The 13,886-nt window shown below is 39.6% G+C and carries 22 protein-coding genes; 15 read left to right on the top strand and 7 right to left on the bottom strand.

The annotated features are described in order from the left end of the window. Positions 1-276: 276 nt before the first annotated feature. From H7992_RS14560 to H7992_RS25120, 7 genes are all read right to left on the bottom strand, one after another. Positions 277-996 (bottom strand): hypothetical protein, encoded by a 720-nt coding sequence (locus H7992_RS14560; RefSeq protein WP_187045091.1) that lies wholly within the window; start codon positions 994-996, stop codon positions 277-279. Further along, on the bottom strand, positions 989-1,363 hold the full coding sequence (locus tag H7992_RS14555) for a hypothetical protein (RefSeq protein WP_187045090.1): 375 nt from the start codon (positions 1,361-1,363) through the stop codon (positions 989-991). Before H7992_RS14555 ends, H7992_RS14560 begins: the two co-directional genes overlap by 8 nt. Continuing rightward, positions 1,345-2,208, bottom strand: coding sequence for a ParA family protein (locus tag H7992_RS14550; protein WP_187045089.1), 864 nt, complete (start codon positions 2,206-2,208; stop codon positions 1,345-1,347). The genes H7992_RS14555 and H7992_RS14550 overlap by 19 nt, the downstream gene beginning before the upstream one ends. Before the next feature lie 217 nt (positions 2,209-2,425). Beyond that, positions 2,426-3,100 (bottom strand): excalibur calcium-binding domain-containing protein, encoded by a 675-nt coding sequence (locus H7992_RS14545; RefSeq protein WP_222617984.1) that lies wholly within the window; start codon positions 3,098-3,100, stop codon positions 2,426-2,428. Between the two features lie 73 nt (positions 3,101-3,173). Next, on the bottom strand, positions 3,174-3,494 hold the full coding sequence (locus H7992_RS14540) for a YjgN family protein (RefSeq protein WP_187047905.1): 321 nt from the start codon (positions 3,492-3,494) through the stop codon (positions 3,174-3,176). A gap of 130 nt (positions 3,495-3,624) precedes the next feature. Beyond that, the gene (locus H7992_RS14535) at positions 3,625-4,215 is read right to left on the bottom strand and encodes an ImmA/IrrE family metallo-endopeptidase (RefSeq protein ID WP_187045088.1); all 591 of its coding nucleotides are present in this window, start codon (positions 4,213-4,215) and stop codon (positions 3,625-3,627) included. Positions 4,216-4,419: 204 nt separating this feature from the next. Beyond that, positions 4,420-4,839, bottom strand: coding sequence for a helix-turn-helix domain-containing protein (locus H7992_RS25120; RefSeq protein WP_187045087.1), 420 nt, complete (start codon positions 4,837-4,839; stop codon positions 4,420-4,422). A 178-nt stretch (positions 4,840-5,017) separates the two neighbouring features. Between H7992_RS25120 and H7992_RS14525 the strand changes: the two genes are divergently transcribed. The 15 genes from H7992_RS14525 to H7992_RS14455 all read left to right on the top strand — a co-directional run bounded on the left by H7992_RS14525 (position 5,018) and on the right by H7992_RS14455 (position 13,798). After that, the gene (locus H7992_RS14525) at positions 5,018-5,257 is read left to right on the top strand and encodes a helix-turn-helix transcriptional regulator (RefSeq protein WP_187045086.1); all 240 of its coding nucleotides are present in this window, start codon (positions 5,018-5,020) and stop codon (positions 5,255-5,257) included. Positions 5,258-5,405: 148 nt separating this feature from the next. Beyond that, positions 5,406-5,696 (top strand): helix-turn-helix transcriptional regulator, encoded by a 291-nt coding sequence (locus tag H7992_RS14520; RefSeq protein ID WP_187045085.1) that lies wholly within the window; start codon positions 5,406-5,408, stop codon positions 5,694-5,696. A gap of 36 nt (positions 5,697-5,732) precedes the next feature. Beyond that, positions 5,733-6,446, top strand: a complete 714-nt coding sequence (locus H7992_RS14515; protein WP_187045084.1) for an ORF6C domain-containing protein — start codon at positions 5,733-5,735, stop codon at positions 6,444-6,446. A 150-nt stretch (positions 6,447-6,596) separates the two neighbouring features. Then, entirely contained in the window at positions 6,597-6,875 is a 279-nt protein-coding gene (locus tag H7992_RS14510; protein WP_187045083.1) for a helix-turn-helix domain-containing protein, read from the top strand. A gap of 10 nt (positions 6,876-6,885) precedes the next feature. After that, positions 6,886-7,050, top strand: coding sequence for a hypothetical protein (locus H7992_RS14505; protein WP_187045082.1), 165 nt, complete (start codon positions 6,886-6,888; stop codon positions 7,048-7,050). Between the two features lie 303 nt (positions 7,051-7,353). Further along, a complete protein-coding gene (locus H7992_RS14500; protein ID WP_187045081.1) occupies positions 7,354-7,536 on the top strand; it encodes a hypothetical protein in 183 nt (60 codons plus the stop codon). Then, the gene (locus tag H7992_RS14495) at positions 7,533-7,712 is read left to right on the top strand and encodes a hypothetical protein (protein WP_187045080.1); all 180 of its coding nucleotides are present in this window, start codon (positions 7,533-7,535) and stop codon (positions 7,710-7,712) included. The genes H7992_RS14500 and H7992_RS14495 overlap by 4 nt, the downstream gene beginning before the upstream one ends. Further along, positions 7,712-7,864: a hypothetical protein gene (locus H7992_RS14490; RefSeq protein ID WP_187045079.1), complete on the top strand. Its 153-nt coding sequence runs from the start codon at positions 7,712-7,714 to the stop codon at positions 7,862-7,864. The genes H7992_RS14495 and H7992_RS14490 overlap by 1 nt, the downstream gene beginning before the upstream one ends. Before the next feature lie 93 nt (positions 7,865-7,957). Next, positions 7,958-8,251, top strand: coding sequence for a hypothetical protein (locus H7992_RS14485; protein ID WP_187045078.1), 294 nt, complete (start codon positions 7,958-7,960; stop codon positions 8,249-8,251). 20 nt (positions 8,252-8,271) lie between these two features. Beyond that, positions 8,272-10,245, top strand: a complete 1,974-nt coding sequence (locus tag H7992_RS14480; protein WP_187045077.1) for an AAA family ATPase — start codon at positions 8,272-8,274, stop codon at positions 10,243-10,245. A 1-nt stretch (position 10,246) separates the two neighbouring features. Continuing rightward, positions 10,247-11,377 (top strand): hypothetical protein, encoded by a 1,131-nt coding sequence (locus H7992_RS14475; protein WP_187045076.1) that lies wholly within the window; start codon positions 10,247-10,249, stop codon positions 11,375-11,377. After that, the gene (locus tag H7992_RS14470; RefSeq protein ID WP_187045075.1) at positions 11,378-12,079 is read left to right on the top strand and encodes an MBL fold metallo-hydrolase; all 702 of its coding nucleotides are present in this window, start codon (positions 11,378-11,380) and stop codon (positions 12,077-12,079) included. A gap of 24 nt (positions 12,080-12,103) precedes the next feature. After that, a complete protein-coding gene (locus H7992_RS14465; protein ID WP_187045074.1) occupies positions 12,104-13,027 on the top strand; it encodes a DnaD domain-containing protein in 924 nt (307 codons plus the stop codon). Then, a complete protein-coding gene (locus H7992_RS14460; RefSeq protein WP_187045073.1) occupies positions 13,014-13,196 on the top strand; it encodes a hypothetical protein in 183 nt (60 codons plus the stop codon). Before H7992_RS14465 ends, H7992_RS14460 begins: the two co-directional genes overlap by 14 nt. Further along, a complete protein-coding gene (locus tag H7992_RS14455) occupies positions 13,196-13,798 on the top strand; it encodes a hypothetical protein (protein ID WP_187045072.1) in 603 nt (200 codons plus the stop codon). The genes H7992_RS14460 and H7992_RS14455 overlap by 1 nt, the downstream gene beginning before the upstream one ends. Positions 13,799-13,886: the final 88 nt, after the last annotated feature.

Genomic DNA, 13,886 nt, shown 5'->3' with positions numbered 1-13,886 from the left:
ACCTTTAACTAAGCGAGCCATTTTAATTAAAATTCATGTGACTGTAGTCCTTCCATTTCCTCGGAGTAGGATCACCCTGAATTTCGTAATACAATTCACCGTCAATCTCATACATCCTATCAAGGATAGGGATGCGGACTGTTTTAGTCGAATCGACTTTTATTAAGTTCTGATGTAACTTATTGTCCTTTTGTTTATCTGGAAAATTAATAATATTATTCATCTCAACATCTCCTTTCAAAACGTATGTTCTTTTTTATCTGGAATAAAACCCCATTAATTAGAAGTGGGGTTTATCGAAATATAGTAATTATCTAATATAACGAAATCGTCTATTTTTTCTTGGATACTTAATTCAATAAGTTTTTGATCATCTCTATTGAGGCTCAAGTAAGACTGTGTTTCTAAAGTTACTAATATAATAAGCATACTTTGTAGAATTCTATTAAAAAGTTTGATGCTGTTAGTAATTTTTTTTAATTGACTATTATTAAAGTAATAATCCGACAAACCATTTTGCTCTAAAAAGTGTGTATCTTTTGTGACGTGAACATAGTCACACAAATGCTTATATTCATCAGTCAAATTCTTTATGTATTTATTTACTTTAAACTTTTTAAAGTATTCTTTTATATAAGTATGCATATTTCGGATTGTATCTGTTTTACCATCTGTTAATTTAGAGAATAGATATCGATTAAATTGTTCAATAACGTTTCTACACATCAATCTAAAAGAAGCAATGTTATTAGTCGCCAATAAGTCTAGTACTATCGGCAAATTCAAAATTGATTCCTTTAAATGCTTTTCAGAACTTGGAATAGTTTTTTTTAGAAAAGTCGTTAAACAAAAAACTTGTTTATAAATACTTTTTAGTTCTCCTTTAAAAGAATTTGTATTAATACAATACTGTGTCGATCTAATGTTAACGAAGGTAAGATAAGTTTCAAAATCATCTTTATATTCTTTGTTGATGTCATAATAAGTTTTATTCATGGTTAATTACTTTTTTCCATGCTAGTAAAACATCCAAGTTTTTGGAATTGTTTTTACTGTTTTTAGGTGGGTGAATATTAAAAACTAGTAGAAGTTTATCGATCAAAACATTAACCTTTTCTAAATCATATTTTTCTATGAGTCGTAGGCAACGAGCTAATAATAACGTACGTGATTTATAAACATAACCTTTAAATTGAACTCCAAAGAAATCTTGCGTGAAATTCTGGAAATCTGAGTTCTTTTTAATTAATGAACTGCTAAAAATTATATCGGTTATAATGCCATAAAGTATTATTTTTTTATCTTCAATATTTTTTAAATCAGCTACAATGACTATATTTTTTATTAGGTGGTTTTTGGACACTTGGCTACCTCCTGTATGAATTCAGTAGTAATAGAAGTTATTTCTTTTCTGGTGGTCGACATGTCATACATAAAACTAGATATACTTCCATTTGGAACGTATTTAAAATCAGACATACGTGTTTCTAAATAATTGAATTCTGGTTCGGCATCAGTAATATCTTTTATAGTTTTATTTACAATTGGAATATTTTCTACTACTGTGAAAATTGCTCCTAGCTGTTTGGCAGAAGCGCCATGTAAAGTTTCCACTCTATTAATTACAAATCTTAATAAATCAATTCCAAGAGCTGAATATATATCAGGCTTAATAGGAACAAAATATAAGTCGGATGCTATTAAACTAGCAGTCGTGTAAAATGAATAAGTTGGAGGGCAATCAATCAGCACATAATCGTAATCAACATTCTTAATAACTTTTTGAATATAATTTTTTAACAAATTTTCAGTTCCTCTTTCTGAAGATTCTAATCTCACCATGTCTAAATCGCCAGGTATAATATGTAAATTAGGAGTGAGCTCTTCAATAGGATTAACGGTGAATCCTGATGAAGGTGTATTCCCCCCGTGAACTAAAGAAATGTCTTGATCGAATAGATATTTAATAGTTTCTTTTTTCTTTTTCTTTTCTAAATAGTATGCATAGTTTTTGAATTTTTCAAATAAAGACTGTGAAGCGTTGAATTGGGGATCCATATCGATAATTAATACTTTTTTACTGAAAGCCCTCTCTAAGCAGTATGCGATATTAATACATAGAGTTGTCTTTCCAACCCCACCTTTCATATTTATAAAAGATATCACTTTTGCAGGTTCTTTTTCTTGAATAGCTGCTTGATTTGTCATTATAATTCCTCCTTCTATTATAAATGAAATTCGTTGTAATAACATCAAGTTCTTCCGAACTACTAACATTTAGAACAGCTCTAGTCAAGGAATCAACCCCGGTAACCAAATCCTAAATCCTTAGTAAAATCCACCCCCCATCTCCAAATAGCAAATTCTACCCACCAATCAGGTAAAAAAAATACGATAGGGGAGGGGACCGTGTTAAATCCTGTAATCATTCGCAACCGACACCATCTCCATCACGATCAAGATGTTTTGCATACCCTGGATCACCGCGATATACAGGATCGGCTCCTGCATCTCTAACAGCTGTACAGTTCTTGTAATAGACATTTGCACTCTGTTGAGAAGTGCCAGCTGATGAGGAAGAGTCTGAGCTACTATTGGATGAACTTGCGGTTGAAGTAGCGCTCTTGCTCGCTACCTGATTTTTCAAGCTATCAACTTCGGTAGCAAAAGTTGTATTAGTTGCTTTCAAGTCGGCGATTTCTTTCTCGAAAGCTTCAGTCTTTTCTTTATGTGCTGCTTGCTGATCTTTTAGCTCTTTATCTAGCTTGTCCGAATCGGATAACTTCTTTGTTAAATCGTTTAGTTCCTTATTCACCACGTCATTGCTCTCTTGAAGTTTTGCATTTGTCGATTTCAACTCATCATTCTCAGCGATTAATGCAGTGTTTATCTCAATAGCTTCATTTAAAGCATCTTGAACGCTTGTATCAGTTAGGGAGCTACCGATTCCAACCAATGCGAAACCCCCAATTAAAGCCGTGTAGAATTTCTTCCTTGGTAATGTGCGTAATGGATTTTTTCTTTTACGTATAAAATGATAAGCAAGATAAACTAGCGAGAAGAAAAACATAAGTGAACCTATTGTTGTTATAATTTCCACGCCTACACCTCGTTTCAAATTAATCTATTGGTTTCATGGTTAAAAGAAAAGCTCTGGATAGGGCAGTCTTTAATTAATTCACGAAAGTAGTATTGCGCGCTTTCCAATCTTCCAACTTAATGAATAACCAGAATCCATAAATCCCAAGAGTAATGATTGTTAGCAACCACCACTTAATCCAGTTACCAAACAACCCTACAGCGGATCCGTTAAATTGCATACGCCTTCCTTCAATAACCGTGTGATTAATTTTCCAACCATAAATCATTGTAATGGACCACGGATAACAAATTCCTAATGTGAATACCGTGACAATCGCTCCGAGGATAGTCCAGCCGATGAATTGAAGAAGTCCACCATCAAAGTATGAAATTTTTCCTTTGTTCACTTGCATCGTTTGTACATGTTCGACTTGAATGTTTGTTGTCAATAAAATTCCTCCTAGTATTTTTTTCTTACCGATGTTACTCGGTTCGATATACCTACAAATTCTATATAAAATAAAGCGGCCCAGTCAGACCGCGTTAATTATTGAACCACTCAACCGTTCCAAGCGCACCCCTATGAGCTACAAATGCATCGACTCTTCGATTAAATATCAATTCCATTCGATAGTGTGCGAATTCTTCTGTCACAAGGAAGTGATCCGCGATATCGGATATTAATACAGCTTCGTCATACGCTGCATCATAAACAGTCTTGATGAATCGACTGGGCATCAATAAATAAGCAGACATTCTTTTTGCTTGGTTTTCAAGCTTAGCTAAACCATGTATATCTATCGGCAACTGCGGTGCATTGTGCGCATATAAGTGACAGAACTCTTCAGCTAACAGTAGTTTTCTTTCGATGTGACCAAGATTCTCTTTTAAATAGATTGTCCCGCGCCTAGCCTTTGAACCAGGGACAGAGAAGGATTCTAGGTGACTGATAGATTCAAAGTCGACAGATTGCCCAGCAAAATGGGCGTCTAGTGGCAGAATGGTGATGCCGTAGCGCCAACATAGGTCAGGCATGTGAATTTCATCCGGGAACGCATAACGGAAGTGGGTGAGGACTTTTTCAGCTCGCTCTTCCCAATAGTCCGTATTTGTATTTACTTGTCGTAGTTGCATGTTATCACAGCCCTATCCAGAGTCCTACCAGATCCTCAAATGCAAAGTAGATATTACAATCATTAGTCTATTAATTTATTTCATATATTTATTATTTTGTTCAAACGTAGTAAAATCAAGCTTCTTGAGTGTACTTTCCAGCCTTTATTGCATATGACTTTATTTTTCATATGTTTACTTAATTGCTAAAAAAATAACGATCACTCAATCCTCGAGTTCACCGAATCCATCCTCGTATTCCGTGGTATCATCTTCCAAGAACATCTTCTTCATTTTATAGAGCTTAATTAATTCTTTCACCTTTGATTCCGGATCCGTAGCAAGGTCATGAAACATGATTGGGTGTTTTTTTAGTTCCTCAAATACTTTTAACTCTTCTATAGAGAGTGTGATTTCTTGACCAGCGACAGTAACTTTGTTGTGCGGTTCAGCTATGTCGGTTCTTCCGAGTAGTTCATCAACCGTAACCTCATAACAGTCAGCTATTTTTTCTAGCATCACTAAATCTGGTTCACTTCGCCCGTTTTCGTAATGTGAGTATCTAGCTCGTGAAACGCCAATCAAACTCGCAATGTCTTCTTGCGTACGATTGCCTCTCAATTGCTTCATTCGTTCACCTATCATTCGTAACCCCCCTTACATTTATCATTATTTACCTTAAGTTATATATAAGTATAGATACAATTAGTATCGAATAATAGAAAAAATACAAAATGTATCAAATAATAGTTGACGATACAAAATGTATCGTGTTATAGTGTTGTTACAGATACGAAACGTATCAAGAAGGGAGGTCACTACAGTGAGAGAAGTACTTATAGAAAAACGTCAACAAAAAGAACTCACACAATTGGAAGTTGCGGAAAAGATAGGTGTATCCGAAGTGTTTGTGAGGAAAATTGAAAAAAGCGACAGAAATCCAAGCGTAGAGACGATGTTGAAATTTGAGTCGTTGTACAGTACCTCAATGAGGTTACTGTTTCCAGACATTTTTCAGGTATCTAGCGATACAAAATGTATCAAATCTAAAATAGTCGTTTAAAAATATATACCTCACACCCAGCAACGAAAGTTCGAACGAGCGGAGTCGGCCATGATCTTCTTCTATAGAAGGGAGCCACGCCAATTGGTTACGCCAAGACTTCGAACTTTGATTGGTGGGTGTGAAGGATAAGAAGGGAGGGAGTGGAATGTCAGAAGTCATCGTAACCACTGCAACGGAACTGGAGAAGTTCCTTGATGCTGCAGTGGATCGGGCGGTTAGTAAAGTGACGCAAAAACGCCAGCTACCAATCTTAATGACTTTAAAAAGAACGGCGGATGAACTTGGTGTTAGCTACTCGACGGTTTACCGGGCAAGTAAGATTCGAGGTTTTCCTGTAAATCATGATTTTGGGCACGCGATGGTCGTGTCGGATCAGTTGCTCGAATGGATTAAGAGTCGGAGCAATTATGATTTGGTTTACAACTTTGGCAGTTAGTTAGACTCATAAATCATCTATATAGGAGGGAATTTAATGAATCAATTACAAACTTTTAAAAATGACTTGTTCGAAGTCGGTGTCACATTGGAAAACGGAGAAGTTTTATTTGAAATCGAACATGTCGCAAGGTGCTTAGGTCTTACGGAAATGAAAAATGGAATGGAATATGTCAGATGGAAACGGGTTAATAATTATCTTCCTAGCCATTCTCCACAAGTGGCGAAAGGGGATTTGATCCCCGAAGCGCTTGTTTACAAATTATCTTTTAAGGCATCTAACTACTTGGCGGAACGATTTCAAGATTGGTTAGCGATTGAGGTCATTCCTTCTATTAGAAAGACAGGATCTTATCAAGTTGAACAACCAAGCAGCACGAAACTTCTATTACAAGCAGCACTTGAACAAGTGGGACGCATTGAAGTAGTTGAAACGGACGTGAAGTATTTGAAAAATCACATGCGAATCAACGGGGCGCAAGAGTACAGAATCAACAAGAACGGCAGAGGCAAAGTCGTTGAATGCTTAGGTGGTAAAGATTCCAAAGCCTACAAGGAAATCAGTAAGGTGATTTTCTCGCAGTTTTGGAATGAATTTAAGAAACACTTTGAGATTCCTAGATACGGAGAGTTACCGAAGGTTCGTTTCGAGGATGCGATCCAGTTCATTGAGGAATGGTCACCGGATACGAGTACTAGGCTCGAAATTAAAACGTTAAACAGCCAACAACATTTAAGACTGGCTGAATAAAGCGAAGAGGGGCAGGCAAGCCCCTTGTTACACGGAGTTTTCGAAGCGCGGTATTTAGAGGGTGTAGGAGGGGTCTCACCTACAAGTTAACTATACAACTAGATAAAGAGATTCCCTATGTCAATTTGACATAAAAGGGAGGTGAGGGAAATGGAATACGGAACAATTTTAAAAGCTTGCCGTGAACGAGCGGGATTCAACCAAGAAGAATTAGCGCACGAACTACATATACAACAGGCTGATGTGTCGAGGTTTGAGAACAGCAAAAAGGAGCTACACATGGGTTTGTTTCAGAAGTGGGCCGAAGTTACTCATTCACAAGATGTCCTAGTCGCTTTTATATGTGGCGTAGACGGATTGGTAATCTTAGCAAACGTATTAAGCACGATGGGTAGCGCAATAACAGGATTTATTAATTTCTTAATCTAGGAGGCAAACAATGGAAGAGTTTTCAGAAGAGCTACACGAAAGATATGCAGCTGTAATAAGTTTGAGGATTGCATTCAAGAAATTAAAAGAGGGCGACATTGACCTGGCACTACATAGAGCAGAAGATGCAGTCCGGTCGCTGAAAGCATTACAGGAAATAAAAAAAGCCAACTGACACAGCAATGTCAGCCGGCGAACTTTTGAAACTATCTCTTAACAACATTATAGCACAGATACGGAGCCTTGGCTCCTATCAAAGTGTCCAGGAGCCATTGAATAATTTCCTCCTAACGAGCTGGTTACTCGTACCCTGGACACCTTGATGGGATTCACTTCCATCTATTAAAGAAAGGAGAATCAGAATGCTGACATTAGCGGAAAAAGGTCAAATCGTACTCTACTTTGCACCAGTTCTTGCGTTTGTACTTGGGACGATGTGGCAGTATGCGACATGGCAACTAGAACAGGGTGATAAGGAATGAAGAAGTCACTCAGCGAGTATTGCGGTGAATGCCTTAAAGATTTCGAGCCAGCTGAAGTTGTGTTCTTTGCACAGATTGAGAATCGTTCGTTTTGTGTGGAGTGTCGCTTAAAGCTGAAATTCAAAATCAGGGATTGGGAGCCGAGACAAATTCCATTGAAAGGGGATGAAGAAGAATGAAGCGATCATGGCAATGGGAAATCCGTTCGATGAAAGAAGAAGATCCGTACATCATTCACACGGAAAAAGATGATGCGTTGCTGGCAGTTCAAAGATTTGTAGAGTTGTGGGGGCAAATGAGTATCTACTCGATTCGGAAATCCGCGGGAGTAACTCACTATGAGGAGGCAATCTGATGGGTGAATATGCTGAAATGATGCTTGAAGGTGAGTTTTGTGAAGGGTGTGGAGTGTACTTGGGTGATGCATGCGGATACCCTCAACGCTGTGTTGAATGTGAAGAGCAGATAGCGATAGATGAACTTGAAAAGGAAATTGGACAAAAATAAAACCCGCTGCAGTAACAGCGAGTTCGGGGTTCTGAGAAATTCTATTACCGCTATTTTAGCGCAGAACCCCATAAATGACAAGGGGGTAGCGAATTGAACATAGACAAAGAAAGAGAATATGTACTTCTTTCGTGGAAGTGGTGCTGGGACAAGGATCATTTAGTTTTTTGGGGTCATCAAACCGCTGATGAGGAAAAACGTTCATACGGTGGTTACACAATGGATGTCGAAGGGTGCGAAAAATACACAGAACAGGAATTGATTGAATCACATCATCGTTTCTGGGGCAGTCAAAGGATGCACGAATTGGACAGGGAAGGGACTTACGCAATTAAGTTAAGTGATCTTCTTAAATTCGGTCAGAAGAAAACAATCATTTACAAATAAAACTATTGGAGGGAACAACAATGAAAGAAGTAAAACTTATGAATTTAACGCTTAAAAACTTCAAAGGCATCAAGAAATTCGAACTTGGCGCAGACGGACTGGACCTCAAAGTCTTCGGAAATAATGCAACTGGCAAAACAACTATCTTCGACGGATTCGTCTTCCTACTATTCGGTAAAGACAGCAACAACCGTGCAGACTTCGGTATCAAAACACTGAAAGAAGGCAGGGAAATCAACAACCTAGACCACGAAGTTGAAGCAGTATTTTACGTCGATGGTCAACCCCTTTCCCTACGAAGAGTTTTCAAGGAAAAGTGGACCAAGAAACGCGGAGCTCCAGTAGCGGAATTCACTGGCCATGATACGGATTATTTCATTAACGGCGTGCCTTCTAAAAAGAAAGAATATGCGGAAAAAATTGATTCTGTCGTGAAAGAAGATGTGTTCAAACTTCTCACATCTCCAACATTCTTCAATGAACAGATGAAGTGGCAGGACCGTAGAGCGACGCTGCTTGAAATATGCGGCGACGTTGAAGAGGAAGATGTCCTTGCGTTCAACAGTGCGCTGAAAAACCTTCCTACCATCCTGAAAGGTCGCACGATTGAGGACCATCGGAAGATCATTGCTGCACGTCGGGCTGAGATTAATAAAGAACTTGACCGAATTCCTGTACGAATCGATGAAATCAACAACTCATTACCGGAAGTAAATATTGACGTTCCTTCTATAGAGAAAGAAGTTGCAGTAATCGAAAAGCAACTCGATGAAAACGCCAGTCAAATCAGCAATATTAAAAACGGTTCGGCCATCACTGGTAAACAAAATGAGTTAAGACAAGTTGAAATGGATCTTGAATCTATCAAACGCGAACTTGAATCAGAGTCGGTTGAAAAAGGATACCAGGTGCAGGCGAAGATTCAAGAAGAGCAATCAAACATAGCGATTTTGGAACGTAAAAAGGATGATGTGAAACATCGAATCCAACGCAACCATCGAGATGCTACAGACATTGACAATCAACTTATTGAACTACGCGAAAAATGGACTACTACTGATGCACAGGAATTGCCTTATGAATCAAGGTGCGAGTGTCCGACATGTGGTCAATCGTTACCGGAAGAAAAAGTTATTTCTGCTAAAGAAAAAGCGCTTTCCGAATTCAATTTTGTGAAATCGTCAGCGCTCGAAAGTATTAGCGAGGATGGAAAAACAAAGTCGGGTAAGAAAGCAGAACTTCTTGAACAGATGGAAAAACTAATGGTTTCGGTGGAGAATATCCAGTCTCAAATCGACGATAAGGTGAAAGCCGTATCGAAGTTAGAAGCTGAACTAGACACGCTTAGAACAGCTGTAAAAGATGCCCGTCAAGACCCTAAGTATCAATCTAAATTGCAAGAACAAGCGAAGCTGAATGATGAAATTAAGTCACTCAATGAAAACGCTGAGGAGTCCATTGTGAGCGTTGAAAAAGAAGTTGCTAGTCTTCGTGCTAAACGTACTGAACTCAATTCTCAAATTGCACAGCAAGCACAAGTCGTGGCATCTGAAAAGCGTATTTCTGAGCTTGAAGAACAGCAGAAAGAGCTGGCAACTGAATTCGAGAAGTTGGAAGGTGAACTATATCTGACAGAAGAATTTATCCGGTCGAAAGTCGAATTACTTACTGAAAAGATTAACTCGAAATTCAAATATGCGCGTTTCAATCTTTTCAAAACGAACATCAATGGTGGCATTGAAGAAATATGTGAAACCACGTTTGATGGAGTTCCGTATTCAAGTGGTCTGAACAATGCTGCACGTATTAACGTTGGAATCGACATCATCAACACATTGACGGAGCATTTCGGGATTAGAGCCCCTATCTTCGTGGACAATGCTGAGGCAGTTACTCAACTGATTGATACAGATTCACAGTTGATCAGTTTGGTTGTTTCTGAAAAGGACAAGCAGTTACGGATTGAAAAAAACGAACTTCAGGAGGCTATTTAATATGACAAATCAAGTAGCAACACCAACATATTCAACATCACTGACGAAAATCAGCAATACATTCTTCCCAATGATTGAACAGCAACTCACTGGAAACGGGCTCGATATGGACCACTACGCAAAGCAATGTGTCATGAGTGCCATTTCAAGCATAAACGCTGTATTGGATTCGAAAAACGTTGGGTGGAACGATGCGCAACTAGATAAGAGCAATGTGACGCAAACATTACTCACGATTGCTTCATTGAAATTGAACGCTGCTGCTAGTCCGCGAGAAGTGTATTTCCAAATGAGGAACGTCAAAAAGAAAATTGATGGAAAAGATGTTTGGACCAAACAGATCGAGATGGGGATTGAAGGTGACGGTAATGATGCAATCCTTTCCAATTTCGGACGCGACGTTAAAGAGGTCCATCAATTTTGGTTAGTGCGTTCAAAAGATAAATTTGAATATCCAATGTATAGAGGGATTGATATGGAGCCACCGGTATGGCAACCGACTGGGCAGGGGGATGTTGTCCGCGTTGTTTATCCAATCACAAAAAATGGCGGACAGGTCGAATATTGGATTGCGGAACGAGAGGATGTTTCTAAGAATCTAATCGCTCACATTAACAACAATCTCATGAATGAGACATTCGGTATTGCGGAGAGTCGTTTCAAAGCAAGTCCAAAACAGAAACAAGAAATAGATGCGAAGAAACGTGAACTTCTAAACAAAGTGAAGGAACTCGGGTTAGCGACACTGGATGACGAAAGCGTCCAACAGTACATTAGCCCGGCGTGGAAAGACCCACAAAGTCGCGAGTCTATGCTCATTAGGAAAATGCGGAATAACATTGTGAAAAGGATACCGAAAGACTTTGGCAATGCCTTTGTCGAAATGACATACGACGATGCGGAAGATGGATCTTACGCGCGTACTCGCAGAGAAATTAATGAAAATGCCAACTCTGAGCTGCTTGATATTCAACCGGAAGTAACTTTGGCGAATGAATCAGAAATCATCAATGAGAAGGACAAACCAGAGTCACAAAAACTTGATATTGATCCGATCACAGGAGAAATCATTTCGGAGCCACTAGTTCACCCCGAACCAGAGCCAGTTACCACGAATGGCCCGGGCTTCTAAATGATTGAAATCAAAACACTCGCAACAGGAAGTACGGGGAATTGCTATTACGTAACTGATGGCACAACCCCTCTCCTCTTGGAGTGCGGGATATCGTTCAAAAACATACAGAAAGCACTCAATTTCAAGACTTCGGTCATCGCAGGCGTATTGGTTACTCATGAACATAAAGACCACTGTAAAGCCGTCAGTGAGGTTGCAGACCGTGGTTTGAATATCTACATGTCACCAGGCACAAAAGAAGCAATCGGAATCAATCACCATCGAATTAAAGTAGTCGAGAACAAGAAGCGGTTCAAGCTTGGTACATGGACGGTGTTGCCGTTTGATGTTCAGCACGATGTAAGTGAGCCGTTTGGCTTTCTACTCGCTAATGAGGTGGGGGACAAGCTCCTGTTCGCTACAGATACATTCTATGTTCGATATCGATTTGAGGGCCTTACACACATCATGGTAGAGGCGAATTACTCAACAGAAATATTGAACGAAAACATTATGACTGGCAGGGTTCATGACGGTATGAAACGGCGTTTGATCAAGTCGCATTTCAGCTTAGAAAACGTCCTTGAATTCCTTAAAGCTAATGATCTATCAAGAGTCCAAGAGATTCATTTGCTGCATCTTTCGGATACGAATTCGGATGAAGCGATGTTTAAAAAAGCGGTACAGGAACAGACGGGGAAACTCGTATTCGTTCCCTGACTTAGATGGGGAGGAGGTACAGAATTGGGTGGCTGGATTAAATTTCACAGGAAGATACTAGACAACGAGATATGGCAGGACGTGACCGCTTTCCGGCTCTTTACACTGTTATTACTTAAGGCCTCTCACAAGGACGGCATGAAGACGAGAGGCATCGAAGTGAACCGAGGGCAGTACCTCCGAGCCTATTCAAAACTAGCGGAAGACTTGGAATATATGGAAGGAAGAGGCTTAAAAAAGGTCTCAAAAAGCACTGTCGAAAGAAAAGTTAAGAAATTAGTTGATGCATCTATGGTGTCTGTTAGCGAGACGGTTAGCGGGACGCTGTTTACCATCACTAAATACGATGATTATCAAGGCTCGGACGACATTATCGAAAACCCTAACGGGACGGATGACGAGACGAACGTGGGACGAACTCGGGACGACCGCGGGACGAACGTGGGACAAGAACAAGAACTAAAGAACTTAAGAACTAAAGAATTAAGTAATACAACTACTACAACACCAGTTGTCGATGATTTCGCTGAAGTATTCCAGACATTTGAATCTAACCTTTGCAAACTCTCTCCGTTACAAAGAGATTCGTTAGGAATGTGGTATGACGATTTCAAACAAAACAAAGAAATAATTATTGAGGCTGTAAAAATAGCGGATGACCGAAACAGAAAGAATTTCGGATTTGTTGAATACCTGTTCAAGGAGTGGGCGAATAACAAGTTGACAACCGTTGAACAGGTGCAGTCTCACGAAAGGAACAAGTTTAACAAACCAAACAATCACCCAAGTAACCGCGGAAGATATGGTTCATCTCGCGAAGAAAAAGTTCCTGAATGGTTTCACAAGCAACAAAAGAAAGAGTCACGGGCCGAATCTAGTGTAGACATTGCAGCTGAACGAGACAAGCTCATCCGAGAATTACAGCAGGGTACAAGTGTCGGAAATTAAAAATGAGGAAGGGGATGGCGGTTTGGAAATTCATGAAGCAATAATCATCATCGACGAATTAGTCACTGTACATCATGTTACCAGAGGTCCTAAAGGCGAATTGTTGTCCGAGATGGACTATCGCTCTCTTGTTAGTTTACTAGCAATACGAGAGGCGGTGAACTCGTAATGGAGCGTATTAAAAAAGAACGGGAATACATCCGGAATGAATGGTTCAAGGACCATGTCGCGACAGTAACCGAACATGGCAACTCCACATTTCTTGACTGGAGCAAGCCTGGAACGTCGTTCTACTCGGTTCGATATATTTTCTCGGGGTCATCATTGTTCATTACTGGTGATATAGGGGATGCGGTATTTTCACTAACATGGCGTGCCACAATCGAAAGCTTAGAAAAAGTGAAACTCAGTTATCTCATGAAGAAATTATCGTGCAGTTCCCGTGGTCGTTGGAGCTTCGACGATGATGAAGCTTATAGACAACTTGACGAATGGTTGGCCGAAAGCATTCATGATCTTGAAGATGATGAAAAAAGTATCCAAGTGTTTAAGGATATCCACCGTGATTTAAGAAGTGTAGTTTTTGAATACGGCAACGAAGCAGTTTATAAACACGAAGTGTGGAGGTGCTATCAAGAGTATGACGACACTGACAGCGAAGAGTTCGAGATGCTTTCAGAGTTCGGCAGACAGTTACCCAATGAGTTTATCGCTTACTTACTCGGCATCCAGATGGCGAATGAGCAGCTGAAGAAGGTGACGGCAGGATAAAGGAACCAAAATAACCGCACACCAGTTCCTCTGACGTCCCTAATTGGTCGGAGTGAATTCATACTCCAAAATCAACTGCGGGACGCTC

This window comes from Sporosarcina sp. resist, assembly GCF_014302295.1.
Classification (GTDB): domain Bacteria; phylum Bacillota; class Bacilli; order Bacillales_A; family Planococcaceae; genus Sporosarcina; species Sporosarcina psychrophila.
The sequence above is the reverse complement of the archived record's forward strand: the minus strand, read 5'-3'. Positions and strand labels throughout refer to the sequence as shown.